This window comes from Methylobacterium ajmalii, from assembly GCF_036448855.1.
Classification (GTDB): Bacteria; Pseudomonadota; Alphaproteobacteria; order Rhizobiales; family Beijerinckiaceae; genus Methylobacterium; species Methylobacterium ajmalii.
In genome coordinates, this window is record NZ_JAZFXT010000057.1 from 131,978 (window position 1) to 155,134 (window position 23,157).

The window sequence follows — 23,157 nt, forward strand, 5'->3', positions numbered from 1 at the left end:
CGCGGGGCGGCCCTCGTCTAACTCATCGTCCCATGACGACCGAGCACGACAAGATCCTCATCATCGACTTCGGCAGCCAGGTGACCCAGCTCATCGCCCGACGGGTGCGTGAGGAGGGCGTCTACTCCGAGATCGTCCCGTTCCAGGCGGCCGAGGCGGCCTTCGCGGCGATGAAGCCGAAGGCGGTGATCCTGTCGGGCGGGCCGGAATCGGTCACGGTCGAATCCTCGCCGCGGGCGCCGCAGGGCGTGTTCGAGGCCGGCGTGCCGGTGCTCGGCATCTGCTACGGCGAGCAGACGATGGCGGCCCAGCTCGGCGGCGAGGTCGAGGGCGGGCACCACGCCGAGTTCGGCCGGGCCGAGGTCGAGATCATCGCCGACAGCGCGCTGTTTCGCGGCGTCTGGCACGTCGGCGAGAAATATCCCGTCTGGATGAGCCACGGCGACCGGGTGACGAAGCTGCCCGACGGCTTCACCACCGTGGCGATCTCCCCCAACGCGCCCTTCGCGGCGGTGGCCGACGAGGCGCGCAAGTTCTACGCGGTGCAGTTCCACCCCGAGGTGGCCCACACCCCCCACGGCGCGCTCCTCATCCGCAACTTCGTGCGCGACATCGCCGGCTGCACCGGCGACTGGTCGATGGCCGCCTTCCGCGAGGAAGCGATCGAGCGGATCCGCGCCCAGGTCGGCGGCGCCAAGGTGCTGTGCGGCCTCTCCGGCGGCGTCGATTCGGCCGTCGCCGCGGTGCTGATCCACGAGGCGATCGGCGAGCAGGTCACCTGCGTCTTCGTCGATCACGGCCTGCTGCGCCAGGGCGAGGCCGAGGAGGTGGTGCGCCTCTTCCGCGACCACTACAACATTCCGCTGGTCCACGTGGAGGCCTCCGACCTGTTCCTCGGCGAGCTCGCCGGGGTCACCGACCCGGAGGTCAAGCGCAAGACGATCGGGCGCCTGTTCATCGACGTGTTCGAGGCCGAGGCCAAGAAGATCGGCGGCGCCGACTTCCTGGCGCAGGGCACGCTGTACCCCGACGTGATCGAGAGCGTGTCGTTCACCGGCGGCCCGTCGGTGACGATCAAGAGCCACCACAATGTCGGCGGCCTGCCCGCCCGCATGAACATGAAGCTCGTCGAGCCCCTGCGCGAGCTGTTCAAGGACGAGGTGCGGGTGCTCGGCCGCGAGCTCGGCCTGCCCGAGGCCTTCGTCGGCCGCCACCCCTTCCCGGGTCCGGGCCTCGCCATCCGCTGCCCCGGCGAGATCACGGGCGAGAAGCTCGACGCTTTGCGCAAGGCCGACGCGATCTACCTGGAGGAGATCCGCAAGGCCGGGCTCTACGACACGATCTGGCAGGCCTTCGCGGTGATCCTGCCGGTCAAGACGGTGGGCGTGATGGGCGACGGGCGCACCTACGATCACGTCTGCGCCCTGCGCGCCGTCACCTCGGTCGACGGCATGACGGCGGACTTCTATCCCTTCGACATGGCGTTCCTGGGCCGGGTCGCGACCCGGATCATCAACGAGGTCAAGGGCATCAACCGGGTGACCTACGACATCACGTCGAAGCCGCCCGGAACGATCGAGTGGGAGTGATCCGGCCCCGGACGGATCGGGTCTCGACCGTCGGTCGACCCGCCGGACTTAACATCGACGGCAGGGTTAGGTCGTCAAAGCGACTCAACGTCCACGACCAAATCGCCTAACCTGTCGCATCGGTGTCGTGGGCAACGGAGCCCGGGCGCCGCGCGACGGAGCGAGTGACGATGCGGAGCGAGGCGAGCGCGGCGATGGCGGTCGAGACCGACGAGCCGATGACGGCCCCCGCCCTCCACGATGCATATTCCAGCCTCGTCTGGGGCGCGGCCGACCAGGCCCTGTGCCTCCTCGACACGAACGGTCGGGTCGCGGCCTGGAATCCAGGCGCCGAGCGGCTGACCGGCTATCCGGCGGCGGAGGTCCTCGGGCGCCGCTTCGCCTATGGCGACGTGCCGGACGGGGAGGGGGCTGCCGCCCTCGCCGCCGCCCGCGAAAGCGGGCGCTACGAGGCCGAGGGCTGGTGGCCGCGGCGCGACGGCAGCCGCTTCCGCGCCCACACCGTCATCGTGGCGATCCACGACGGGGCGCGGCTCTCCGGCTATGCCCAGACCATCCGCGAGGTGCCGGCGCGGCGCGAGGGAAGCGACGAGATCGAGGCGGTCGCCCTGATCCTCGACCTCGCCCTCTCGACCATGTCGCAGGGCCTGTGCCTGTTCGACGCCGACCGGAAGGTGCGGCTCCTCAACCAGCGCTTCCACCAGATGTTTCCCGCCCCCGGGCGCGACCTCGTCGGCGCCCCGATCGAGGCGATCTGGGCGCTCGCCTTCGGCGGGCCCGAGGCCGGGCTCTGGCAGGGGGCGGCCCTGCTCGCCGGGCACCGGGGCTCGTTCGGCAACGGCGAGACGGTCGTGGTCGCGACCCCGGACGACCGGGCGATCGCGCTCGTGCGGCGGGAGGTCCCGGGCGGGGCGTTCGTCGTCACCTTCGAGGACGTGACGCGCCAGCGCCGGGCCGAGGAGGAGATCAACCGGCTCGCCCATCACGACGCCCTGACCGGCCTGCCGAACCGGGCGATGCTGTGGCGCCGCCTGCGCGAGAGCGCCGCCGAGGGCGCCCTGCCCGCCGGCACCGCGCTCCTCTTCCTCGACCTCGACGGCTTCAAGGCGGTCAACGACGAGCTCGGGCATCAGGCCGGCGACGCGCTCCTGCGCCAGCTCGCCGACCGGTTGCGCGGGGCGCTGCCGGAGCCGGGCCTCGCCGCCCGGTTCGGCGGCGACGAGTTCGCGCTGCTGCTGCCGGGCGGGGCCGGCGAGTTGGCGGTGCCGCTGGCCGAGCGTCTGCTGATCGAGCTCGGCCGCCCCTACGACATCGAGGGCCAGCCGGCGCGTCAGGTCACCGCCAGCATCGGCATCGCGCTCGCCGACGGCACGGCGACGCCGGACGCGATGCTGCGTCAGGCCGATTGCGCGCTCTACGCCGCCAAGGGCGCCGGCAAGGCCGCCTGGCGCCTGTTCACCCGCCGGCTCGAGACCGAGCGCAGCGACGAGATGCGCCTCGAGCGCGACCTGCGCCAGGCGATCGCCGCGGGCCAGCTCGCCGTCGCCTACCAGCCGATCATCGACCTGGCGCAGGGCTCGGTGAATGCCCGCGAGGCGCTGTTGCGCTGGACGCATCCCGAGCGCGGCCCGGTCTCGCCCCGGCGCTTCATCCCGATCGCCGAGAAGTCGGACCTGATCCGCGAGCTCGGCCTGTGGGTGCTCGACCAGGCCTGCCGCGCCGCCGCCGCCTGGCCGGACGAGGCGAGGCTCTGCGTCAACGTCTCGGTCTACCAACTCGGCGACGGCAGCCTGCCGCGGGCGGTAAGGGAGATCCTGGGGCAGACCGGGCTGACGCCCCGGCGCCTCGAACTGGAGATCACAGAGACGGTGCTGAGCACCACCGCCGGCGGCATCGTCGACGATCTCCAGCTCCTGCACGACATGGGGGTGAGCGTGTCGCTCGACGATTTCGGCGTCGGCTTCTCGTCGCTGGCCCGGGTCCGCGCCTTCCCGATCGACCGCATCAAGATCGACGGCTCGTTCGTGCGCGACGCGGTCGAGCGGCCGGATTGCCGGGCGATCGTCGGCATCGTCGCCGAGCTCGGGCGGCGGCTCGGCATCGAGACGGTGGCGGAGGGCGTCGAGACCCCGGCCCAGCTCGCGGTGGTGCGCGAGGAGGGCTTCACCGAGGCGCAGGGCTACCTGTTCGGTCGCGCCGTGTTGCCGGCCGCCCCGGCGGCGCGAGCTGCCGGGGCGTGAGGCGACGCCCGCGAGGGCGTCGCCGATCCGGTCAGGAGATCGGCCCGGTGTGCTTCTCGAGGAGCGCCCAGGCGTCGTCGCCGAACTTGCCCTTCCACTCCTTGTAGAACCCGGCCGATTGCAGCTTGGCCTGGAACGCCTTGGTGTCGACGTCGCGGATGTCGAGGCCGCGGCCGCGCAGGTCCTGCTCGGTCGTGCCGGCGCGCTGGGCCATGTCGGCGCGCTGTGCCACCGCCTGGGCGTTGAAGTGCTTGGCCACCACGGTCTTCACGTCCTGCGGCAGGCCGCGCCAGACCTTGCCGTTCGACAGGAGCCAGAAGCCGTCCCACATGTGGTTGGTCTTCGAGAGGTACTTCTGCACCTCGTAGAGCTTGGCGTTTTCGATCAGGGTCAGCGGGTTCTCCTGGCCCTCGGCGATCCGCGTCTGCAGCGCCGAATAGACCTCTGCGAAGTTGATCGTCATCGGGGCGGCGTCGAAGGCCTTGAACATCGACGTCCACATCGGGCTCGGCGGGACCCGGATCTTGAAGCCCTTGAAGTCCTCGGGCTTCAGGATCGGCCGGCTCGACGAGGTGGTCTGGCGGAAGCCGTTCTCCCAGATCCGGTCGAAGGCGAAGAGGCCCGACTTCTCGATCTGCGCCCGGACATGGGCGCCGAGATCGCCGTCCATCGCCGGCCACAGCTTGTCGTAGGACGACCAGGCGAAGCCGACGCCGCTGATCGAGGCCGCCGGCACCAGGGTGGCGAGGATCAGCGGCGAGAGGGTGAAGAACTCCAGCGCGCCCGAGCGCAGCTGGCTCAGCATGTCGGTGTCGCCGCCGAGCTGGTTGTTGGGAAACAGCTTGATGTCGACCTTGCCGCCGGTCTCCTCGCGGATCGCGTCCGCCGCCTTGGTCATGTAGACCGTCAGCGGGTGGCTGACCGGGGTGTTGTTGGCGGCCTTGAGGCTGAACTCGGCCGCGTGCGCCTTCGTGATGCGCAGCACCGCCGGGCCCGCGACGGCACCGGCGACGGCGAGATGCAGCGCGCGGCGGCGCGTGAGCGTGGTCATGGCGTCCTCCTGGTCGGCCCGCTTCGCGGCGAGCCCTTTGCGATTGCCCGCGTCTTCGGTCGCGCGGGTCCGTCGAGGCTTAAAGCACGTTTTTTCCGGCCCGGCATCCGTCGCACGGGCCTCGGGCCGCACGTTTCTCCTCCCACGCAGGCCCGACCTTTCGCGGGCGCCGAAATGCTCTAAGGAGAGGCACCGCATCACGCGGGCGGCGCTTCGACCGGGCGCCGCGTCCCCGTCCGCCGCGCGGCCGGGCCCGAGGCGATCGGGCCGCCCGCCCGAAGGTCCGCTTTGCCGCCCGCCATGCCGCTCGTCCGCTCGTTCCTGTTCACCGTCGCGTTCTACCTCGTCACCGCCGCGCTCCTGATCGGCGGCCTGCCGCTGCTCGTCAGCCGGCGCAGCGTGATCTGGCTCGCCCAGACCTGGGGCCGGATCGTCCTGCGGCTGCTGCACGCCATCGTCGGCCTCAGGGTCGAGTTCCGCGGTCTCGAGCATCGCCCGGCCGGCGGCGTGCTGGTCGCGGCCAAGCACCAGTCGGCGCTGGAGACCCTGGCCCTCGTCACGGTGCTCGACGACTTCACCTACATCCTCAAGCGCGAACTGATGTGGCTGCCGCTGTTCGGCTGGTACCTCGCCCGCAGCGAGATGGTGGCGATCGACCGCTCGAAGGGCTCCCGGGCGCTGGCGCTGATGAACGAGGAGGCCGCCGCCGCGATGGCCGACGGCCGCCGCCTGATCATCTTCCCGGAGGGGACGCGCCGGGCGGTCGGCGCGCCGCCGGCCTACAAGTTCGGCGTCGCCCACATGTACGACCGCCTCGGCGTGCCCTGCCTGCCGGTGGCGCTCAACACCGGCGTGTTCTGGGGCCGGCGCCGCCTGACCTACCGGCCCGGCACCGCCGTCATCGAGTTCCTGCCGGTGATCCCGCCGGGCCTGCCCCGCGAGACGTTCCTGCCGACCCTCCAGGAGCGGATCGAAACCGCCTCCGACGCCCTGGTGCGCGAGGCCGATCCCCGGGCCGCCGCGACGACGATCCGCGCCGCGCAGGACTGACACGCCGCGGCTCCCGGCCGGGTCAAGCACAGCCGTAGCACCCGGGCGCGCCACCCAACATGAACTCTTCGTAACCTCGCAACGGTTTTGGCCGCTCGTGCATTTCATGGTCCTCACAACAGGAGGATATGATGCGTTGGAGCATGGTTGCTGGCGCCGCGATCCTGTCTCTCGGTGCCGTCGTCGGCACGGGAACGACCGCCGAGGCGCGTGACGGCTGCGGCCCCGGGTTCCACCGGAACTGGCGCGGCTGGTGCCGCCCGAACCTCGGGCCGCGGGTCTTCTACGCCCCGGTCGTCGGGTACCGCACCGTCGTCGTCGGCCCGCGCTGGGGCTACGGCTACCGTCGGGTCGGCTGGCACCGGCCCTGGGGCTATGGCGGGTACCGTCGGGTCGGCTGGCATCGCCCGTGGGGCTATGGCGGCGGCTGGCACCGCGTCGGCTGGGGCGGTGGCTGGGGCCACCACGGCTGGCATCACCGCTGGTGATCGTGGGCGGCGGCCGGGTTTCCGGCCGCCGCGCCCTGCCGCGCCTTGAACCCCGCTCGCCCCCTCTCCAGATCTTCGTCATGCCGGCGGTCGTGCTTGACGGCCCCCCGGAATCGGAACTAGGCTGGAACAAATGGCGAACAAACGAGCCCTGTCCTGGTCGGTGGCGATGCGGGACATCCAGAACGACCGCGCGAGGAGATCGGACGTGCGTGAGGAGCGCCTGAGAACGGCCACGAGCCTGCGGGGAACCCCGGCCCTGCCGCTGAGCGCCTGGCGCGGCCAGTCCGGCCGCCGCTACGTGGTGGGGATCCATGCCCTGGACGACGACCCGTCCGAGGTCGGCGACGCGGTGGTGATCGCGGTGCGCCGCGGTGGCGACGGGACCGCCGAGCTGGTGGCGGTGACCTCCGCCGGCGAGACCCCGCGCGAGCGTCTCGGCCGCGGCTGGCTCACCCGGGCCCGCGCCCGCGGCGCCACCGAGATGCACGTCCATCGCCTGGCCGAGGATGCCGCGGCGCGCCGCGCCGTGGTGGCGGATCTCGGCGGCGCGGTCGCGTGACCCGCCCTGACGCGGGTCTTCAGTAGATCGGGCCGGACGACCAAGTCGGGCTCGAGAGCGGCAGCGGCTCCGGCAGGGCCCGGGGTTCGGCGGCCAGTGCCGGCCGCGGCGCGTGCGGCGGGGGAGGGGCGTAGGCCTGGACCGGGGCCGGTCGCGGCGCCGGGGCGCGGGCGAGCTTCGACCCGGTGTCGCGGGCGCTCGTCGGCGACACGCCGTAGGGGTCGTCCTGCTCGACGTCGATCGGCGCCGGATCGGGGGCGGGCTGCCAGGCCGGCTTCTTGCGGATCGGCGAGAGCGGCGTGCCGGGAGGCGGCAGCTGCGACTCGTACTTGATCAGCGGCTTGCAGATGCGCCGCAGGCCGCGGGGATCGTGCCGGGCCAGATCGAGGTGCAGGTGGTCGTAGTGGTAGATGTTCGATCCCGGCCCCAGCACCGTGGTGAAGTGGTTGCAGGCGCCGAGAAACACCTCGCGCAGAAAGCCCTGCTCGGCTTCCGTGCCACGCCAGCCGCCCTTCACCGTCACCACGTAGCCGTCGGCGAAGCGGAAGGACATCACGTCGACGGCGTTGCCGAACGAGTGCTCCGAGAGCTTCGCGCCGACCTGGTTGTTGCGGCCGCGGCAGGAATACGAGCCGGAATTCATCTCGACCACCGGCTGGCCGAAATAGATCTGGGCGGCCGGCTGAACCGTGCCGGCGAGCCAGGCCTCCACCTCCGGGATGATCGGGCAGGCCAGCGTCATGCGCTGCTTGAGCGCGACGGTGCCGCCGGCGAGCCGGGTCACCCGGAACGGGTGGACCATGCCGCAGACGCCCGGCCCGTCGATCTCCTTGACCGGCTGGATGTCCTCGCTCGCACGAACGAGCTTCTGGGCGAGACAGACCTCTTCGGCCTGATTCCGCCAGGGTTCGCGCTGCTCAAATCGATTGAGCGCGCATCCGGTGAGCCCCAGGCCGAAGAGCGTGAAGGCTGAGAACGCTACGATGCCACGACGCATGGTGCGTAACATGCGCCCGATGCCGTAAACGCCCCGTCAACCGTCGCCGTCAGCCCTTGGCCCGGGATGGGGCGGTCCGCTCACGCGAACCGTTTGGCGCCGGCCACGCACAGGACCACGAGTCCCGTGACCGCGATCATCGCCGGGGCGACCGGCTCGGCGAGGAGCAGGCCGGCCAGCGCCAAGCCCAGGAAAGGCTGGAGCAGCTGCAACTGGCCTACTCCGGCGATGCCGCCGCGCGCCAGGCCGCGATACCAGAACACGAAGCCGACCAGCATGCTGAACACCGAGACGTAGCCGAGCCCGATCCAGGCCGGCACGCCGATCCCTTCGAGCGCCGCCGGCCGGGTCGCCAGCGCCAGCGGCCCCATCACCGGCAGGGCCAGCACCAGGGCCCAGCAGATCACCTGCCAGCCCCCCAGACGCCGCGACAGGGCGGCGCCCTCGGCGTAGCCGAGCCCGCAGAGCAGGATCGCGGCGAGCATCAGGAGGTCGCCGGCGAGCGAGGCCGCGCCGCCCTGGACGAGCGCGAAGCCCGCCACCGCGCCGCTGCCCATGAGGGAGAACAGCCAGAAGGCCGGCCGCGGCCGCTCATTGCCGCGCAGGACCCCGAACAGGGCGGTGGCGAGCGGCAGGAGCCCGATGAACACGATCGAATGCGCCGAGGTGACGTGCTGGAGCGCCAGCGCCGTGAGGAGCGGGAAGCCCAGCACCACGCCGAGAGCCACGATGGCGAGCGACGGGAGGTCGCCCCGCGCCGGCCGCGCCTGCCGCAGGCCCCATAGCAGGGCCGCCCCGAGCCCGGCGGCGATCACCGCCCGGGCCGAGGTCAGGAACAGCGGCGAGAACCCGCCCACCGCCACCCGGGTCGCCGGCAGCGACCCGCTGAAGATCGCCACCCCGAGGAGCCCGCTGCCCCAGCCGTCCGCGTGTCGCTGCATGATCCGCCATCCGTTCCGCCGCCGCGCCTCGTCGGGACGCCCTGCGTCGAGCGGGATGGGTATCGTCGCCCCCCTGGTCCCGGAAGGCACGGTCCCGTACGGTTGCGCCGAACTGTGTGGGTCGCAACGACCGTACGGTGAGGGGTGCGACGATGGCGGAAGGCGGCCGGACGGCCGACGTGATGCGCACGATCCGCGGGCGGATCGCCGCGCGGGGGCTGGCACCGGGCGAGCGGCTGCCCTCGATCCGCGGGCTCGCCACCAGCATGGGCGTCTCGCCCTCCACGGTGGCCGAGGCCTACGAGCGGCTGGCGGCGGAGGGGGCGGTACGCTCGCGTCCGGGCTCGGGCTTCTATGCGGCATCGTCCGCCCCGCCCCCGACGCTGGCCGAGATCGGCCCGTGCCTCGACCGGGAGGTCGATCCGTTCTGGGTCTCGCGGCAATCCCTCGACGGCGAGCCCGACACGCCGAAGCCCGGCTGCGGCTGGCTGCCTGCATCGTGGATGCCGCTCGAGCCCCTGCGCCGCGCCGCCCGCGGCCTCGCCCGGGCCGAGGGCGCGGTCCTGGCCGATTACGGTACCACCCGGGGGCCGGCCGGCCTGCGCCGTCTCCTGGCGCGGCAATTCGCCGAGGAGGGGCTGCCGGTCGGCCCGGACCGGATCCTGCTCACCGGGTCGGGCACCCAGGCGGTCGACCTCGTCTGCCGCCTGCTGCTGCGCCCGGGCGATGCGGTCCTGGTGGACGATCCCTGCTACTTCAACTTCCAGGCGCTGCTGCGCGCCCACCGCGCCACCGCGATCGGCGTGCCCTGGACCGAGGCCGGGCCGGACCCGGAGCGCTTCGCGCAAGCCGCCTCGCAGAGGCCGCGCCTCTACCTCACCAATTCGGCGCTGCACAACCCGACCGGCGCCACGCTCTCCCCGGCCATCGCCCACCGGATCCTGAACGCGGCCGCCGCCCACGACGTCACCATCGTCGAGGACGACATCTTCGCCCCCCTCGAACCCGAGCCCTCGCCGCGGCTCGCCGCCCTCGACGGGCTGGAGCGGGTGATCCGCATCGGCAGCTTCTCCAAGACGCTCTCGGCCTCGGTGCGCTGCGGCTACGTCACGGCCCGGCCCGACACGATCGAGGCCCTGATCGACCTCCAGGTGGCGACGCATTTCGGCGGGGTGAGCCCGGTCGCGGCGGAGCTCGTCGCCGGGGTGCTCGGTGACGGGCAGTACCGCAAGCACCTCGACGCCCTGCGCCGCCGCCTCGCCCGGGCCCGGCGCGAGACCGCCGAGCGGCTCGCCTCCCTCGGCATCCGGCCCTGGCTGATGCCGCGGGGCGGGTTCTACCTCTGGTGCGCGCTGCCCGACGGGCGCGATGCGGCAGGCGTCGCCCGGGCGGCCCTGCGCGAGGGTGTGGTGCTGGCGCCCGGCGACGTGTTCAGCGTCTCGCGCACGGCCTCGGACCGGATGCGCTTCAACGTGGCGCAGATGGGAGATGGGCGGGTGATGCCGGTGCTGTCCCGCGCCGTGGCGAGGCCGGAGGCCTGAATATCGCCGGGAGGGTGGTGCGGGCGGTCGGACTCGAACCGACATATCCGTGAGGACGGCGGATTTTGAGTCCGCTGCGTCTACCAATTCCGCCACGCCCGCGCGCGGTGAAGCCCCCCTCCTGTGCCGTGCGAAGCGGGAGCGTGTCAATCCCGGGCGGTGCGGCCGCTGCCCTGACGGTGCGGGCCGCGCGACTCCTTGCCGGGACTCTCCTTCGGTGCCGCCGTCTCCGGCGCCTGGTTGATGCCCGGCGCGATGCCCGGCGCGATCTGGTCGGCGCTCGGCGCCGTCCTCAGGTCGGGGGTGGGAAGGGTCGAGACGTCGTGCGGGCCCTTCACGGTCGTGGTGACGCCGGCCGGCGACACCGCGGAATCGTCCTTCCGCCGAGGCCCGATCCGCGCGAGGAAGTCGGTGAACGTGGTGCGCAAGCGGTCGTCGTGCTCGGCATAGGCGCCGACCGAGACCGTCGCCGTCATGCCGGCGACGAGGGCGACGTTCGCCGGCACCGTATCGATGCGGATGCGCACCGGCACCCGCTGGGCGAGGCGCACCCAGGTATAGACCGGGTCGACGCTCGGCAGGCCCTGCGTGCTCGCCGCGGCATTTGAGGTGCTGATGCCCCGGGTGATGCTCTCGACCCGGCCGCGGATCGGCGCGGCGTAGCCCATCAGCGCTGCGGTCGCCGGATCGCCGACCCGGATGTGATCCATCTTGGTCTCCTCGAAGTAGCCGTCGATCCAGTACGAATCGGCGTCGATGACCGAGATGTTGCGGGTGCCCGCACTCGCGTAGTCGCCGACCCGCAGGAGCAGGTTGGTGACGTAGCCGTTGACGGGGCTCCTCACCTCCGTGCGCTTCAGGTTGATCTCGGCCTGCGCGGCCTGCGCCTGGGCCGCCGCGAAGGCCGCCTCCGCCTGCTTGGCGGTACCGGCGAATTGCTGCTTCTCCTCGATCGAGGTCGAGACCGTGGTCAGCGCCTCGCGCCGGGCGGCCTGGGCGCGCTTGACCTGGAGGTCGGCGGCGCGGTTCTCGACCTCGGCCTTCGCCGAATCCAGGGCAATCTTGAAGTCGAGCGGGTCGATCACGTAGAGCACGTCGCCCTTGCGCACGAGCTGGTTGTCGACCACCCGCAGCTCGGTGATCTGGCCCGAGACCTGGGGGGCGACGCTCGCGACCTGCACCCGCACCCGGCCGTCCCGGGTCCATGGCGCGGTGACGTAGTATTGCCAGACGACCAGGGCAGCGCCGGCGGCGAGCGCCAGCACCACGAGCGTCGCCAGGATCCGCAAGGCGCGCCGTCCCCGGGTCGTCCGCTTGACCGCCACGATTCTCTCCTCAGACCATCACGATCAACAGCGCCAGGATGCAGACGTAGATTCCGGCTTCCGCCAGCGGCGGGTTCGCGAAGGCGCGCTCGAACCGCAGCATTCGCAAGAATGGCCGCAGGGCGAGCAGGATCGCCAGGGCGAGCGCCGCATAGGCGACGAAGGGGGAGACCAGCACCCCGCCGACCGTCAGCTCGTGGAACATGACCTATCCGCGACCCCACAGGCCGAGGCGCCGCAGCACGCGGCCCTGCCCCTCAACGACATAGGACGCGGTGGCGAGATCGGCCACGACGCGGGTCGCGGTGCGGCGTGATTCCGCCGGGCCGGCGCGGCACGCCGCGAGGAGGGCGGCACCCGCCGCCCGCAACGGGCCGGCCTCGGCCGCGCGCAGAGCCGCCCGGGCCTGGCGCACCGCGCCGTCATAGGCCGGCACCTCCGCGAGCCGGTTCAGACCGGCCTGGGCGCCGGCGGCGGCGGTGTCGAGCGCGGCGAGCGCGAAGGCGTGCCGCAGGGCGGCGCGGCGCACCGCCCCGGCGGTGCCGCCCCAGCCGGCGAACTGCACCAGCCGGTCTGCGTCAAGGTTGACGCGCTCGTCGGCCTCCTGCGGCTCGCCCGACAGCGCCTCGACCACGTCGGCCCGCGCGGCATCGAGCGACCAGCGCCGGCGCTGGGCGTTCGTGGTCGGCAGGACGATGCGGATCACCAGGAAGAGGATCAGTCCGGCGACGCAGAACAGCACGCTCGACGTCAGGTAGGATTCCGCGTTGTAGGGCTGCGGGTTGGTCGGCGCCAGCACGACGGGGAAGAACACCAGCAGGATGAAGCCGAGGCTCGCGGTCTTCGGGCGCAGGCTCAAGAGGCAGGCGGTGACGATCACCGGCGCCATGGCGATGGCGAGCAGCGGGAAGCCCTGGCCGCCGTCGAGGATCAGGAACTCGACGATGCCCGCGCAGGCCGCGGCGAGCGGCATGCCCCACAGCGCGCCGGTGGCGAAGGCGACGGGATTGGGGTTGATCGAGGCGAGCGCGGCGAAGGCCGAGACCTGGAGCAGGGCCGCCGAGGTGGCGGGCCAGCCGCTGAGCACGAACAGCGCCGCGCTGATCGCGATGGTGATGACGACGCGGGCGGCGTTGCGCAGCGCGTCGGGAAAGTCGCGGTGGACGGGGAGCCGCATGTCGCCCAGGGGCGCCCGGCCGGTCTCCAGCGCGTCGATCCCGTCCTCGGCGAGCCGGTCCTGGCGCAGGAGGTCGATGGCGCGGCGCAGCCGCAGCACCGCGTCGGGGTCCGCGTCCTCGCGCTCGGCGAGTTCGTCGAGACGGGCGACGAGGGTCGGCAGCGCGTCCCGGTCGCCGTCGAGGCCGGCGAGCACGCTCGCGCGCAGGTCGTCCGGATCGCCGGAGCGCGTGACCGCCAGCGCGAAGGAGCGGGCGGCGGCGACCGAGGCGAACAGGGCCGCCACCGCGCTGCGGGCGCCCGCCGCCCGGTTCGCGCCGTCGTGGAACTCGGTCGCCACCACGCCGATCGCGTCGCGTGGGGCGGCCGCGAGGCGCATCGCCTCGGCCGCCGCCTCCGGTCCCGGATCGCCGTCCCGCACCGCCCGGCGCACGACGTCGCGCGCGGCGTCACGGGCCTTGGCCATCCCGGCGCTGAGGTCGGGGAAGATGGAGGGCGCGCCGAGCGCGTCGTTGATGAAGGTGATCGCCACGATGCCCAGCGTGATCGCGGCGACCCGCTCGACCCCGGTGGCGAAGACCGATTGCGGCGCGTCGATGTTGTTGATGGCGATGATCGCCACCGTGTAGCCCGACAGCATGGCGCCGTAGGCCTTGGTGCCCTGGAGGTAGTTGGCGGTGAACACGCACAGCCCCATCCAGAGCGCGAAGGCGACCAGCATCTCGACCCGGTCCTGCCCGAACAGGGCGGCGAACAGGATCGCGACCGCGAAGCCGACCAGCGTGCCGAGGAAGCGGTAGGCGGCCTTCGACAGGGCCTGCCCGCGCCGGGGCTGGGCCAGGATCGCCACCGTGACGGCGGCCGAGGACGCGCTCTCGAGCTGGAGCCAGAACCCGGCATAGAGCGCCAGCATCATGGCGAGCCAGATCCGCACGGCATAGGCCCAGGACGAGAGCGGCGGCGGCTCGATCCGGTCGAGCAGCGCGTCGATCCAGCTGCGACGCAGCGACCCCTCAGCCATCGCGTGCCGCCGATCCGGATGCAAACACCGAATACGGTGCTAGGGTGGGGGTGGCCGGACGCCAACGATCCGGCGCGCGGCGCCGCGCCGCGACGGAACGAACAGTCGAGGAAGCGCCGATGAGCAAGCCTGAGATCCGCGTGGCCACGTTCGCGGGCCCGGGGGCGGAACCCGTCATCCAATCGGTGCCGTGGCCGAAGGTTCCGCGCAAGGCCGCCCTGATCAAGGTCGGCGCCTGCGGGGTCTGCGGCACCGACCAGCACATCCTCAAGGGCCATTGGCCCAAACCCCTGCCGTGGCCGTTCACGCTCGGCCACGAGATCGGCGGCGTCATCGTCGAGAAGGGCGAGGAGTTCACCGCCGACTTCATGGAGAAGCCGCTCCAGGTCGGCTCCAAGGTGATGATCCCGCCGCTGATGCCGTGCGGGCACTGCTATTACTGCGTCCACTACCCCGAGCAGGCCAACAAGTGCCTGACGCCGGTCTATTACGGGCGCTATCTCGGCTTCGACAAGGCGCCGCACCTGTGGGGCGGCTGGGCCGAGTACGTCTATGTCGACCTCGAGATGCTGCCGGGCACCAAGGTCTACAAATTGCCCGACGACATGTCGCTGCGCCTCGGCGCTCTCTCCGAGCCGCTGACCTCATGCATCCGCGCCTTCAACCGGGCGACCCGGGCCGGCGGGTTCAAGTGGGGCGACACGGTGGTCATCCAGGGCTCGGGCCCGATCGGCATCCTGGCGGTGGCGGCCGCCCAGGAGATGGGGGCCGGCCGGGTGATCTGCGTCGGCGCGCCGGAGGAGCCGCGCCTCGCGCTCGCCCGCAAGTTCGGCGCCGAGGCCACCGTCGACATCACCAAGGTCACGACGCCCGAGGCCCGCATCGCGGCGGTCCGCGAGATCGTCGGCGGCTTCGGCGCCGACCTGGTGATGGATTGCTCGGGCCATCCGAGCGCGGGACCCGAGGGCATCGAGTTCCTGCGCGACGGCGGCACCTACGTGGAGATGGGCCAGTTCACCGATGCGGGGAAGATCGAGACCTCCTGGCACCGGATCTGCTCCAAGGACCTCAACGTGCTGGGCTCCTGGGCCTTCACCGGCAACGACCTGCCGCTCGGCGTCGACATGCTCTACCGCGCCCGGGACAAGTATCCCTGGCTCGAGATGCAGACGGTCTACCCCTTCACGCAGGAGGGCGTGGCGCAGGCGGTGAAGGACGCGATGGCGATGAAGACGGTGAAATCCACCATCGTGCCGTTCCCCGAGCTCGTCGCGTGACGGGGCGTCCGCGCGCCTGACCGCATGGCGGGACGGGGGCGGAGGCGCTAGGTCGGAGCTTCGCGATTCGTCGAACCCGGAGCCCGCGCCGTTGCGTCCCGTCCTGCTCGCCGCCCTCCTCGCCTGCGCGCCCGTGCTCGCCCACGCGCAGGCGGGTCCCCAGCCCGTCGGGCTCTGGCTCACGCCCGCGGGCGATTCGCAGATCCGCATCGCCCGCTGCGGCGCGGGCTATTGCGGCACGATCGCCAAGGTGATGGCCGGCGAGACCAGGGACGTCCACAACCCGGACGCGGCCCAGCGCGGCCGTAGCCTCGTCGGCGTCGCGCTGACCCGGGACATGCGCCCGTCCGGCGAGGGCTGGGAGGGCTCGCTCTACAACTTTCGCGACGGCAAGACCTATTCGGGCAAGCTCGCCATGAAGGGGCCGAACGTGCTCGAACTGTCGGGCTGCGTGCTCGGCGGGCTGATCTGCAAGAAGCAGCTCTGGACGCGGGTGGATTAGGGGCGGGCCTCCCAAGGCCCATCCCCGCCCGGGTCAGGCCGTGCGCGCCAGCGCCTTGCGCACCCGGCCGACCAGCGCCCACAGCCGCGGGTCGCGCTTGATCCGGCGCTTGAGGCGGGCGCCGGCCGCCGCCGCCGCGCCGTAGGCCCGGCCGCGCAGGCTCACCGGCAGCACCGCGTCGACGAGGCCGATGGTCTCGTCGCAGACGCTCGCCTTGTAGCGCGCCTCGCCGACGCCGAGGTCGAGGGCGGTGCGCCCGCGGGCGCACTGATCGCGGATCAGGGCCTGGAGCAGCAGGTCGCCGGGGCTGAACCGGGCGAGCGCCGGGTCGGGATCGAACGAGGTCAGCATGCCGCTGAAGCGCCGCGCGTCGACGGCGCCGACGAAGGTCGCGAGGATGCGTCCCTCCTCGGTGCGCAGGGCGTGCAGCTCCAGGGCCCCGGACCGGTGCGCCGCCGCGAGGAAGTCGCGCGCCGCCGGATCGGCGAAGGGATCGCTGATGCCGGCCTGCGCGAAGCGCAGCGCCTTCTGGGCGAGGTAGGCCGACAGGATCGCCGCGCCCTCCTCGTCGTCCGACGCGACCCGGTGCGTCACCGGGCCGAGGGCGCCCGTGAGCCACTTCTCCTTCTGGCGCAGCTTGCGCCGCGCGTCGCCGCTCATCACCCGCTTGAGCACCGCCTCGGGATCGGCCTCCAGCGCCAGGCCGTAGGCGTCGCTCGGCGAGGCGGTGCCCTGGGCGAGCGGGTTCGGCAGGCCGTTCCACAGGCGCGGCTGGTCCGGCAGGTGGATCACGTCGATCCCCGCCTGGGCTCCGGCGCGGAGCAGGGCACGGGCATAGGCCTCGGGCGGCAGGGCCATCGCCTCGGGATGGGCGAAGAGCGGCATGTGGTAGTTGGCGTGCCGGCCGCCGATGACCCGGCCGACCCGGATGCCGGCCTCGCGGTGCACGAACAGCGGCAGCAGCGCCAGCGGCCGCCCCGAGGGGTCGCGCAGCAGGACGGGGCAGGGGCGGGCGCCCCGCGGCAGGATGCGGGCGCAGGCCGCCACCCAGTCGAAGCGCTGGTAGGGCGTCATCACGGCGCCGGGCGCCGTCTCGAGGGCGCGCCAGGTCGCCTCTGCGGCTGCAAGGCTCGAGAAGACCTCGGGCACCAGTGCGAGGGCCGGCGCCGGACCGGCCGCCACGCCCTCCGCCGCGAGTTGCATCGTGCCGCCCATCGCCCTGTCCTCGATCGCCTCCCCGATGGCCTAGCGGGCAAGCGTGCAGAATCCGCAAACGCCGTAACGAAGCTTTGGCCGATCGCCGGCATTCTCCCCGGCATGCTCTCCGCTACCACCCGCCACCGCCTGTTCCAGGCCGGTTTCGCCACCATCGCGGCGACCAGGGCCGACCGCTGGCTCGGCCCGGCGACCCGCGGCCGCGGCGTGATCCTCACCTTCCATCACGTCCGCCCGGACGAGGGCGGGGCCTACGCGCCGAACCGGCTGCTCTCGATCACCCCGGCCTTCCTCGACCGGACGCTCACGCTGCTGCGGCAGCGGGGTTTCTCGATCGTTCCGCTGGCGGAGGTGCCTCGGCGCCTGTCCGAGGGCGGGCCGCCCTTCGCGGTGCTGACCTTCGACGACGGCTACCGCGACAACCGGGAGCACGCCGCCCCGGTCCTGCGCCGGCACGGCGCACCCTGGACGCTCTACGTCACCCACGACTTCGCCACCGGGACCGGCCGGCTGTGGTGGATCGAGCTGGAGCGGGCGATCCGGGTCCTCACCCGCGTGCGGCTGCCTGAGGTCGGGCTCGACCTCCCGGCCGCGGACGACGCGGAGAAGGTCGCCGCCTTCGCGCAGGCCTACCGGGCGCTCCGGGCCGGGCCCGAGGAGGGGTTGCGCGCCGCGACCCTGCGGCTCTGCGGCGAGGCCGGCATCGACGCGGGCGCCATCGCCCGGGAGCTGTGCCTGTCGGGGAGCGAGCTGCGGGATCTCGCCCGGGACGAGCCGGTGACGCTCGCCGCCCACACCCTGACGCATCCGATGCTCGCCAAGCACGACGCGGCGACCGCGCGCCGCGAGATCGTCGAGGGACGGGCGCGTCTCGCCGACCTTCTCGGCGCGGTGCCGGAGCACTTTTCCTATCCGGTCGGCGATCCGGGCTCGGCGGGCGCGCGGGAATTCGCCCTCGCCCGCGAGTCGGGCTACGTCACCGCCGTGACGACCCGGCCCGGCCACCTGTTTCCCGGGCACGCCGCCCATCTGCATGCGCTGCCGCGGGTCTCGGTCAACGGGCTGTTCCAGACCGACGCGGCGTTGCGCGCCCTGCTCTCGGGCGTGCCGTTCCTGGCCTGGAACCGCGGCCGGCGGCTCAACGTGGCGTGAGGGGTCCCGTCAGCGGTGGCGCCGGCGGCGGTAGTGACGGCCCCCGCCGCCGCTGATGACCGCGAAGGTCGCGCTCTGGCGGCCGCCGCGCAGGCGCCGGGTCCAGCCGCGCCGGCCGCGCGGGGCCGGCTCGGCCGTCGCCTCGGCGAGCGCCGGCGGCAGGGGCAGGCGCGGGATCGCCGCGGAGACCGCGGCGGCGGCCGCCGCCACGTTCTTGGCCGCCGGGCCGAACAGCGACAGGCACTGGTTGTAGGCGAGGTCGCCCTTGATGCGCTCGCACTCCCCGACGGAGCGCGGGACGCCCTGCGCCTGCGCGGCGCCGGAACCGAGGCAGAGGGGGCCGAGAAGGAGGAACGCGAGCGCGTGGCGCATGGGCCTGGGGCTGCCTTGCGGGTTCGAGCGGGGAGGCACGGGGCGCGGGCGAGCGCGGGCCGTGGGGAATTGCCGCCGTCCCTGGCAGGCATTTTGGGCGAAAAGCCGGCCTGAACCACCCGGTTCGTGAAGAAGTCCTCAGGCCGGATCGCGGTCGGGGCGCTCCATCCAGCGGATCAGCGGCATCAGCGGGAAGATCCAGGCGATGCCGAGGATCGCGTACAGCACCGACTGCACCACCGCCGGCGTCTCGGCGATGCGGCTGTCGGCGAGCGCCATGGCGAGGGGCGCGTAGACGATCACGAAGGCGATCATCGCGATCGCCCCGAGGAGGGAGCGGGTACGGCGGCGCATGGGCTGGCAACCTGTGGCGTCTGTCGGATCGTGGGCCCTCGCCTACGCGAGGGCCCGGCCCGCCGCAATCCGGCCGGCCGACGCAGGCGGGAGGCCTTGGGCGCGACCGGGGCGCGTCATCCGACGCGCGAGAGCGGCGCCGCCGCGTCGTTGCCGGTCCGGGCCGCGGCGAGGAGCCCGGCGCTGCGGCTCCGCCAGGCCGCGATCGCCCGCGCCTTGACCGGGCCGAAGCCGCGGATCGCCTGCGGGGCGGCGAGGAGCTCGCGCACCGTGTCCGCATCCGCCCGGCCCACGAGGGTGAGCGCCGCGTCGATCTGCGCCTCGTACTCGGCGAGCACCGCCCGCTCCTCGCGCCGCTCGGCGATCAGCCGCAGGGGATCGAGGGGCGTGCCGCGCAGGCCCTTGAGACGGGCGAGCCCGCGCAGGACCGGCAGCAGCCAGGGGCCGAAGGCGATCTTGCGCGGCTCGCTCTCGCCTGGCCGGGGGCGGGCGAGGAAGGGCGGGGCGAGGTGGAAGGTGGGCCGCACCGGGCCCTCGAACTCGTCCGCCAGCCGGGCGTGGAAGGCCGGGTCGGACTGGAGCCGGGCGACCTCGTACTCGTCCTTGATCGCCATCAGCTTGAACAGCGAGCGGGCGACGGCGTCCGCCGCCGCCTCGCCGGCCTGCGCCCGCACCGCCGCGACCCGGGCGCGGTAGCGCGCCGCGTAGGCCGCGTCCTGGTACTCGGCGAGGTAGGCGGCGCGACGTACCACCAGGCCGTCGAGGTCCGGCTCCGGCTCCGGCTCCGTCACGCCTTGCGCGGCGACGAAGGTCGGGTCGGCGGCGACGAGCCGGCCCCAGGCGAGGGCGAGGCGGTTGCCGGCCACCGCGACGCCGTTCAGCGTCACCGCCTGGTCGAGGGCGGCGAGCGAGACCGGCACCAGCCCGCATTGCCAGGCAAAGCCGAGGAGCAGGACGTTGGCGGCCTGGGCGTCGCCGACGAGCCGCTCGGCCAGCGCCTGCGCGTCGAGGCTCTTCAGCGCTCCCGGGCCGACCCGGCGGGCGAGCAGCGCTTCGAGCATCCGCGTGTCGATGCGGGCATCGGGATCCCGCAGGGTCGCGCCGGTCGGGATCTCGTGGGTGTTGGCGACGATGCGGGTGCGGGCGGGGTCGATCACCGCCGCGGCGTCGGCGCTCGCCGCCACCACGAGGTCGCAGGCCAGCACCGCATCGGCGCGGCCGCGGTCGATCCGCACCTGATGGAGCCCGGCCGGGTTCGCGGCGAGGCGCACGAAGGACAGCACCTGACCGCCCTTCTGGGCAAAGCCCATGAAGTCGAGCACGCTGGCGCCGCGCCCCTCGAGGTGGGCCGCCATGGTGACGAGGGCGCCGACCGTGACGACACCGGTGCCGCCGACGCCGGCGACCAGGATCTCGTAGGGTTCGGGGCCAAGGGCCACGTCGGGCTCGGGCAAGGCGGCGGCCCGGGCCGCGACGGCCTCGGGGGCGACCGCCACGCCCGGGCGGCGGCGGGGCTTCGCGCCCTCCAGCGTCACGAAGGACGGGCAGAAGCCCTTGAGGCAGGACAGGTCGCTGTTGCAGCCGGTCTGGTCGATCGCGCGCTTGACGCCGAACTCGGTCTCGAGCGGCACGACCGAGAGGCAGTTCGACTTCTTCTGGCAGTCGCCGCAGCCCTCGCAGACGAGGGGATTGATGACGGCACGCCGCGCCGGCTGAGGCGCGAGGCCGCGCTTGCGCCGCCGCCGCGCTTCCGTGGCGCAGGTCTGGTCGTAGACGAGCACGGTCACGCCCGGGGTCTCGCGCAGCTCGCGCTGCACCGCGTCGAGGTCGTCGCGGTGATGGAGCGTGACCCCGGGCCCGAGGGGATCGCGGGCGGCGGCCTGCGCCACCCGGTCGGGATCGTCCGACACCACCACGACGCGGGCCGCGCCCTCGGCGCTCACCAGGCGGGTGATCTGCGGCACGGTCAGCACCCCGTCGACCGGCTGGCCTCCGGTCATCGCCACCGCGTCATTGTAGAGGATCTTGTAGGTGATGTTGGCGCCGCTCGCGATCGCCTGCCGGATCGCGACGTGGCCGGAATGGAAATAGGTCCCGTCGCCGAGATTCTGGAATACGTGCGCCTGGCGGGTGAACGGCGCCTGGCCGGTCCAGTCGACCCCCTCGGCCCCCATCGGCACGATGCCGGTGGTGTCGCGCTCCATCCAGTTCGCCATGAAGTGGCAGCCGATGCCGGCGCGGGCCTGCGAGCCCTCCGGCACCCGGGTCGAGGTGTTGTGCGGGCAGCCGGAGCAGAAATACGGCGTGCGCACCGGGAGCGGCCCCGAGGGGGCAGGCGGCAACGGCGACGACGGCACCCGCGCCGCCACCCCGAGGGCGTCGAGGCGTGCTGCCAGGATCGCGGTCAGGCGCGAGGGCCGCAGCTCCTCGACCTCCGGGACCAGGGGCGAGCCGGCGCCGTCGCGCTTGCCGAGGATGCGCGGCCGGCGTTCGGGGGCGAGGTCGTAGAGCCCGTCGCGCAGCTGGCGCTCGACCCGAGGCGCCTTCTCCTCGACCACCAGCACGGTCTCGACCCCGGCGGCGAGCGCCGCGATGCCCTCGACGTCGAGGGGATGGACGAGGCCGACCTTCAGGACCGCGATCCCGTGGGCGGCGAGCGAATCCGGGCCGTGGCCGAGGAGGCGAAAGGCCTCCATCGCGTCGCCGTGGGCCTTGCCGACGGTGACGACGAGAAGGCGGGGACGCTCGGGCGCCACCACCAGCCGGTCGAGGGGGTTGGCGCGGGCGAATGCCCGGATCGCGTCGAGCTTCTTCAGGGCCCGCGCCTCGATGGCGAGGCTCGGCAGGTCGGGCCAGCGGATGTGCAGGCCGCCGGGCGGCGGGACGAAGGCGGGGGTGGTGAAGGTCGGCAGCGGCGCGAGGTCCACCGAGGCGGCGCCCTCCACCACCTCGGAGATCGCCTTGAACCCGACCCAGGCGCCTGAGAAGCGCGAGGCGGCAAATCCCCATAGGCCGAACGCCTCGTACTCGGCGAGGCTGCCCGGGTGGATCACCGGCATGTGCCAGGCCGCGAGCGCGAGGTCGCTCTGGTGCGACATCGAGGACGAGACGCAGCCGTGATCGTCGCCGGCGACGACCAGCACGCCGCCCTTCGCCGAGCTGCCATAGGCGTTGCCGTGCTTGAGCGCGTCGCCGGACCGATCGACCCCCGGGCCCTTGCCGTACCAGAGGCCGAACACCCCCTCGACGGTGGCGGCCGGATCGAGGGCGACGCGCTGACTGCCGAGCAGGGCGGCCGCCGCCAGGTCCTCGTTGATGCCCGGCTGGAAGCGGATGCCGGCCGCCGCCAGGCGCTCCTTGGCCTTCCACAATTCCTGGTCGACGGCGCCGAGCGGCGAGCCGCGATAGCCGGAGACGAGGCCGGCGGTGGCGAGCCCGTCGCGCCGGTCGATCGCGGCCTGGGCCAGGAGGAGCCGCACCAGGGCCTGCGTGCCGGTCATGTAGGCCCGGCCGACGCTCCGGTCGAAGCGGTCGTCGAGGCGGTAGGCGCGGTCGAGCTCGGGCATCGGCGGGATCTCCTCGGGCACCAGCCTATGCCGCAGCTTAGGGGAGAACCTGCCTGTCTGCTTCCCTTCAAGGGCTGACAGAGGTACGAAAAGGCGTGAACTCGCCGTTACGGGACATGCCAATGCCTGAGCGCAGAGAGCCGCCTGATCGCTTCGAGCGCGCGATCCTCGACGCCCTGCAGGACGATGCCCGGTTGTCGGTGCAGGACCTGTCGCAACGGATCGGCCTCTCGACCTCGCCGACCTGGCGGCGGCTCAAGGCGCTGGAGGAGCGCGGCGTCATCCGCGGCTACGTCGCCCTGGTCGATGCGGCGGCCCTCGATCACGGCCAGTGCGTCTTCGCCCACGTCACCCTCGCCAAGCACGACCGCGAAGGGGTGGCGGAGTTCGAGCGTGTGGTCGGCGCCCGGACCGAGGTGCTCGAATGCTTCTCGACCACCGGCCAGGCCGATTACCTGCTGCGGGTCGTGGTGCGGGACGCGCAGCACTACGAGCGCTTCCTGCAGGAGGCGGTGTTTTCCTGCCCGGCGGTGCAGCAGATCCACTCGAACTTCGCCCTGCGCGAGGTGAAGTTCAGCGTGAAGGTACCGACGGGGGCGTAAGCATAAAAAAAGAGCCCGGCCGTGAGGCCGGGCTCCGCTCCGTCCGGGGACGGAGAGTTCAGACTAGAAGCCGTTGAACTTGTAGTTCAGGCCGGCGCGGACGACCGCGAACTCGGTCTCGCGACGGTAGAGGTTG

General features: G+C 72.9%; 19 protein-coding genes, 1 tRNA gene and 1 pseudogene. 10 read left to right on the top strand and 11 right to left on the bottom strand.

Features of this window, described 5'->3' with window-relative positions; translation table 11 throughout:
* Positions 1 to 32 precede the first annotated feature (32 nt).
* Positions 33 to 1,589, top strand: coding sequence for a glutamine-hydrolyzing GMP synthase (gene guaA / locus V3T34_RS23525; protein WP_060846636.1), 1,557 nt, complete (start codon positions 33 to 35; stop codon positions 1,587 to 1,589).
* A gap of 170 nt (positions 1,590 to 1,759) precedes the next feature.
* Positions 1,760 to 3,829: a putative bifunctional diguanylate cyclase/phosphodiesterase gene (locus V3T34_RS23530; protein ID WP_305079525.1), complete on the top strand. Its 2,070-nt coding sequence runs from the start codon at positions 1,760 to 1,762 to the stop codon at positions 3,827 to 3,829.
* A 31-nt stretch (positions 3,830 to 3,860) separates the two neighbouring features.
* On the opposite strand, the gene V3T34_RS23535 is transcribed toward V3T34_RS23530, so the two are convergent.
* The gene (locus V3T34_RS23535; protein ID WP_060846634.1) at positions 3,861 to 4,880 is read right to left on the bottom strand and encodes a TRAP transporter substrate-binding protein; all 1,020 of its coding nucleotides are present in this window, start codon (positions 4,878 to 4,880) and stop codon (positions 3,861 to 3,863) included.
* A gap of 300 nt (positions 4,881 to 5,180) precedes the next feature.
* Between V3T34_RS23535 and V3T34_RS23540 the strand changes: the two genes are divergently transcribed.
* From V3T34_RS23540 to V3T34_RS23550, 3 genes are all read left to right on the top strand, one after another.
* Complete coding sequence (locus V3T34_RS23540; RefSeq protein WP_091883370.1) at positions 5,181 to 5,930, top strand: lysophospholipid acyltransferase family protein; 750 nt, start codon at positions 5,181 to 5,183, stop codon at positions 5,928 to 5,930.
* Positions 5,931 to 6,061: 131 nt separating this feature from the next.
* Positions 6,062 to 6,418, top strand: a complete 357-nt coding sequence (locus V3T34_RS23545; protein ID WP_060849304.1) for a GCG_CRPN prefix-to-repeats domain-containing protein — start codon at positions 6,062 to 6,064, stop codon at positions 6,416 to 6,418.
* Between the two features lie 208 nt (positions 6,419 to 6,626).
* Positions 6,627 to 6,980 (top strand): hypothetical protein, encoded by a 354-nt coding sequence (locus V3T34_RS23550; protein WP_331369303.1) that lies wholly within the window; start codon positions 6,627 to 6,629, stop codon positions 6,978 to 6,980.
* A gap of 19 nt (positions 6,981 to 6,999) precedes the next feature.
* Here the strand turns inward: V3T34_RS23550 and V3T34_RS23555 are convergent, their stop codons facing one another.
* Both V3T34_RS23555 and V3T34_RS23560 read right to left on the bottom strand, forming a co-directional pair.
* The gene (locus V3T34_RS23555) at positions 7,000 to 7,977 is read right to left on the bottom strand and encodes an extensin-like domain-containing protein (RefSeq protein WP_060849303.1); all 978 of its coding nucleotides are present in this window, start codon (positions 7,975 to 7,977) and stop codon (positions 7,000 to 7,002) included.
* 80 nt (positions 7,978 to 8,057) lie between these two features.
* A complete protein-coding gene (locus V3T34_RS23560) occupies positions 8,058 to 8,918 on the bottom strand; it encodes a DMT family transporter (protein ID WP_305079523.1) in 861 nt (286 codons plus the stop codon).
* A 152-nt stretch (positions 8,919 to 9,070) separates the two neighbouring features.
* Between V3T34_RS23560 and V3T34_RS23565 the strand changes: the two genes are divergently transcribed.
* Entirely contained in the window at positions 9,071 to 10,459 is a 1,389-nt protein-coding gene (locus V3T34_RS23565; protein ID WP_407942759.1) for an aminotransferase-like domain-containing protein, read from the top strand.
* Between the two features lie 15 nt (positions 10,460 to 10,474).
* On the opposite strand, the gene V3T34_RS23570 is transcribed toward V3T34_RS23565, so the two are convergent.
* The 4 genes and pseudogenes from V3T34_RS23570 to V3T34_RS23585 all read right to left on the bottom strand — a co-directional run bounded on the left by V3T34_RS23570 (position 10,475) and on the right by V3T34_RS23585 (position 13,981).
* Positions 10,475 to 10,561: transfer RNA gene (locus V3T34_RS23570), tRNA-Leu, on the bottom strand.
* A gap of 350 nt (positions 10,562 to 10,911) precedes the next feature.
* A pseudogene (locus tag V3T34_RS23575) lies at positions 10,912 to 11,787 on the bottom strand (efflux RND transporter periplasmic adaptor subunit); the annotation flags it as partial.
* Between the two features lie 7 nt (positions 11,788 to 11,794).
* The gene (locus tag V3T34_RS23580; protein ID WP_060846629.1) at positions 11,795 to 11,989 is read right to left on the bottom strand and encodes a DUF1656 domain-containing protein; all 195 of its coding nucleotides are present in this window, start codon (positions 11,987 to 11,989) and stop codon (positions 11,795 to 11,797) included.
* Between the two features lie 3 nt (positions 11,990 to 11,992).
* The gene (locus tag V3T34_RS23585; RefSeq protein ID WP_305079522.1) at positions 11,993 to 13,981 is read right to left on the bottom strand and encodes an FUSC family protein; all 1,989 of its coding nucleotides are present in this window, start codon (positions 13,979 to 13,981) and stop codon (positions 11,993 to 11,995) included.
* 119 nt (positions 13,982 to 14,100) lie between these two features.
* On the opposite strand from V3T34_RS23585, the gene V3T34_RS23590 reads away from it, so the two are divergent.
* Positions 14,101 to 15,258, top strand: coding sequence for a zinc-binding dehydrogenase (locus tag V3T34_RS23590; RefSeq protein WP_060846627.1), 1,158 nt, complete (start codon positions 14,101 to 14,103; stop codon positions 15,256 to 15,258).
* A gap of 91 nt (positions 15,259 to 15,349) precedes the next feature.
* Positions 15,350 to 15,760, top strand: coding sequence for a DUF2147 domain-containing protein (locus V3T34_RS23595; RefSeq protein ID WP_060846626.1), 411 nt, complete (start codon positions 15,350 to 15,352; stop codon positions 15,758 to 15,760).
* A 33-nt stretch (positions 15,761 to 15,793) separates the two neighbouring features.
* Here the strand turns inward: V3T34_RS23595 and V3T34_RS23600 are convergent, their stop codons facing one another.
* Positions 15,794 to 16,975, bottom strand: a complete 1,182-nt coding sequence (locus tag V3T34_RS23600) for a GNAT family N-acetyltransferase (RefSeq protein ID WP_305079521.1) — start codon at positions 16,973 to 16,975, stop codon at positions 15,794 to 15,796.
* 102 nt (positions 16,976 to 17,077) lie between these two features.
* On the opposite strand from V3T34_RS23600, the gene V3T34_RS23605 reads away from it, so the two are divergent.
* Positions 17,078 to 18,127: a polysaccharide deacetylase family protein gene (locus tag V3T34_RS23605; RefSeq protein WP_305079519.1), complete on the top strand. Its 1,050-nt coding sequence runs from the start codon at positions 17,078 to 17,080 to the stop codon at positions 18,125 to 18,127.
* 9 nt (positions 18,128 to 18,136) lie between these two features.
* Here V3T34_RS23605 and V3T34_RS23610 read toward each other — a convergent pair whose 3' ends face one another.
* The 3 genes from V3T34_RS23610 to V3T34_RS23620 form a co-directional block, all read right to left on the bottom strand.
* A complete protein-coding gene (locus tag V3T34_RS23610; protein ID WP_331369304.1) occupies positions 18,137 to 18,499 on the bottom strand; it encodes a hypothetical protein in 363 nt (120 codons plus the stop codon).
* 138 nt (positions 18,500 to 18,637) lie between these two features.
* On the bottom strand, positions 18,638 to 18,853 hold the full coding sequence (locus tag V3T34_RS23615) for a DUF2842 domain-containing protein (RefSeq protein ID WP_060846623.1): 216 nt from the start codon (positions 18,851 to 18,853) through the stop codon (positions 18,638 to 18,640).
* A gap of 116 nt (positions 18,854 to 18,969) precedes the next feature.
* Positions 18,970 to 22,419 (bottom strand): indolepyruvate ferredoxin oxidoreductase family protein, encoded by a 3,450-nt coding sequence (locus tag V3T34_RS23620; protein ID WP_305079517.1) that lies wholly within the window; start codon positions 22,417 to 22,419, stop codon positions 18,970 to 18,972.
* A gap of 122 nt (positions 22,420 to 22,541) precedes the next feature.
* Between V3T34_RS23620 and V3T34_RS23625 the strand changes: the two genes are divergently transcribed.
* The gene (locus V3T34_RS23625; protein WP_305079516.1) at positions 22,542 to 23,021 is read left to right on the top strand and encodes an Lrp/AsnC family transcriptional regulator; all 480 of its coding nucleotides are present in this window, start codon (positions 22,542 to 22,544) and stop codon (positions 23,019 to 23,021) included.
* Positions 23,022 to 23,157 lie beyond the last annotated feature (136 nt).

Excerpts from the sequence above, each read along its gene's own strand:
- V3T34_RS23545 (WP_060849304.1), top strand. The coding sequence starts at position 6,062 with ATGCGTTGGAGCATGGTTGCTGGCGCCGCGATCCTGTCTCTCGGTGCC.
- V3T34_RS23580 (WP_060846629.1), bottom strand. The coding sequence starts at position 11,989 with ATGTTCCACGAGCTGACGGTCGGCGGGGTGCTGGTCTCCCCCTTCGTC.
- V3T34_RS23565 (WP_407942759.1), top strand. The coding sequence starts at position 9,071 with ATGGCGGAAGGCGGCCGGACGGCCGACGTGATGCGCACGATCCGCGGG.
- V3T34_RS23535 (WP_060846634.1), bottom strand. The coding sequence starts at position 4,880 with ATGACCACGCTCACGCGCCGCCGCGCGCTGCATCTCGCCGTCGCCGGT.
- V3T34_RS23540 (WP_091883370.1), top strand. The coding sequence starts at position 5,181 with ATGCCGCTCGTCCGCTCGTTCCTGTTCACCGTCGCGTTCTACCTCGTC.
- V3T34_RS23585 (WP_305079522.1), bottom strand. The coding sequence starts at position 13,981 with ATGGCTGAGGGGTCGCTGCGTCGCAGCTGGATCGACGCGCTGCTCGAC.
- V3T34_RS23560 (WP_305079523.1), bottom strand. The coding sequence starts at position 8,918 with ATGCAGCGACACGCGGACGGCTGGGGCAGCGGGCTCCTCGGGGTGGCG.
- V3T34_RS23615 (WP_060846623.1), bottom strand. The coding sequence starts at position 18,853 with ATGCGCCGCCGTACCCGCTCCCTCCTCGGGGCGATCGCGATGATCGCC.
- guaA (WP_060846636.1), top strand. The coding sequence starts at position 33 with ATGACGACCGAGCACGACAAGATCCTCATCATCGACTTCGGCAGCCAG.
- V3T34_RS23605 (WP_305079519.1), top strand. The coding sequence starts at position 17,078 with ATGCTCTCCGCTACCACCCGCCACCGCCTGTTCCAGGCCGGTTTCGCC.
- V3T34_RS23620 (WP_305079517.1), bottom strand. The coding sequence starts at position 22,419 with ATGCCCGAGCTCGACCGCGCCTACCGCCTCGACGACCGCTTCGACCGG.
- V3T34_RS23610 (WP_331369304.1), bottom strand. The coding sequence starts at position 18,499 with ATGCGCCACGCGCTCGCGTTCCTCCTTCTCGGCCCCCTCTGCCTCGGT.
- V3T34_RS23555 (WP_060849303.1), bottom strand. The coding sequence starts at position 7,977 with ATGCGTCGTGGCATCGTAGCGTTCTCAGCCTTCACGCTCTTCGGCCTG.
- V3T34_RS23600 (WP_305079521.1), bottom strand. The coding sequence starts at position 16,975 with ATGGGCGGCACGATGCAACTCGCGGCGGAGGGCGTGGCGGCCGGTCCG.
- V3T34_RS23590 (WP_060846627.1), top strand. The coding sequence starts at position 14,101 with ATGAGCAAGCCTGAGATCCGCGTGGCCACGTTCGCGGGCCCGGGGGCG.
- V3T34_RS23530 (WP_305079525.1), top strand. The coding sequence starts at position 1,760 with ATGCGGAGCGAGGCGAGCGCGGCGATGGCGGTCGAGACCGACGAGCCG.
- V3T34_RS23625 (WP_305079516.1), top strand. The coding sequence starts at position 22,542 with ATGCCTGAGCGCAGAGAGCCGCCTGATCGCTTCGAGCGCGCGATCCTC.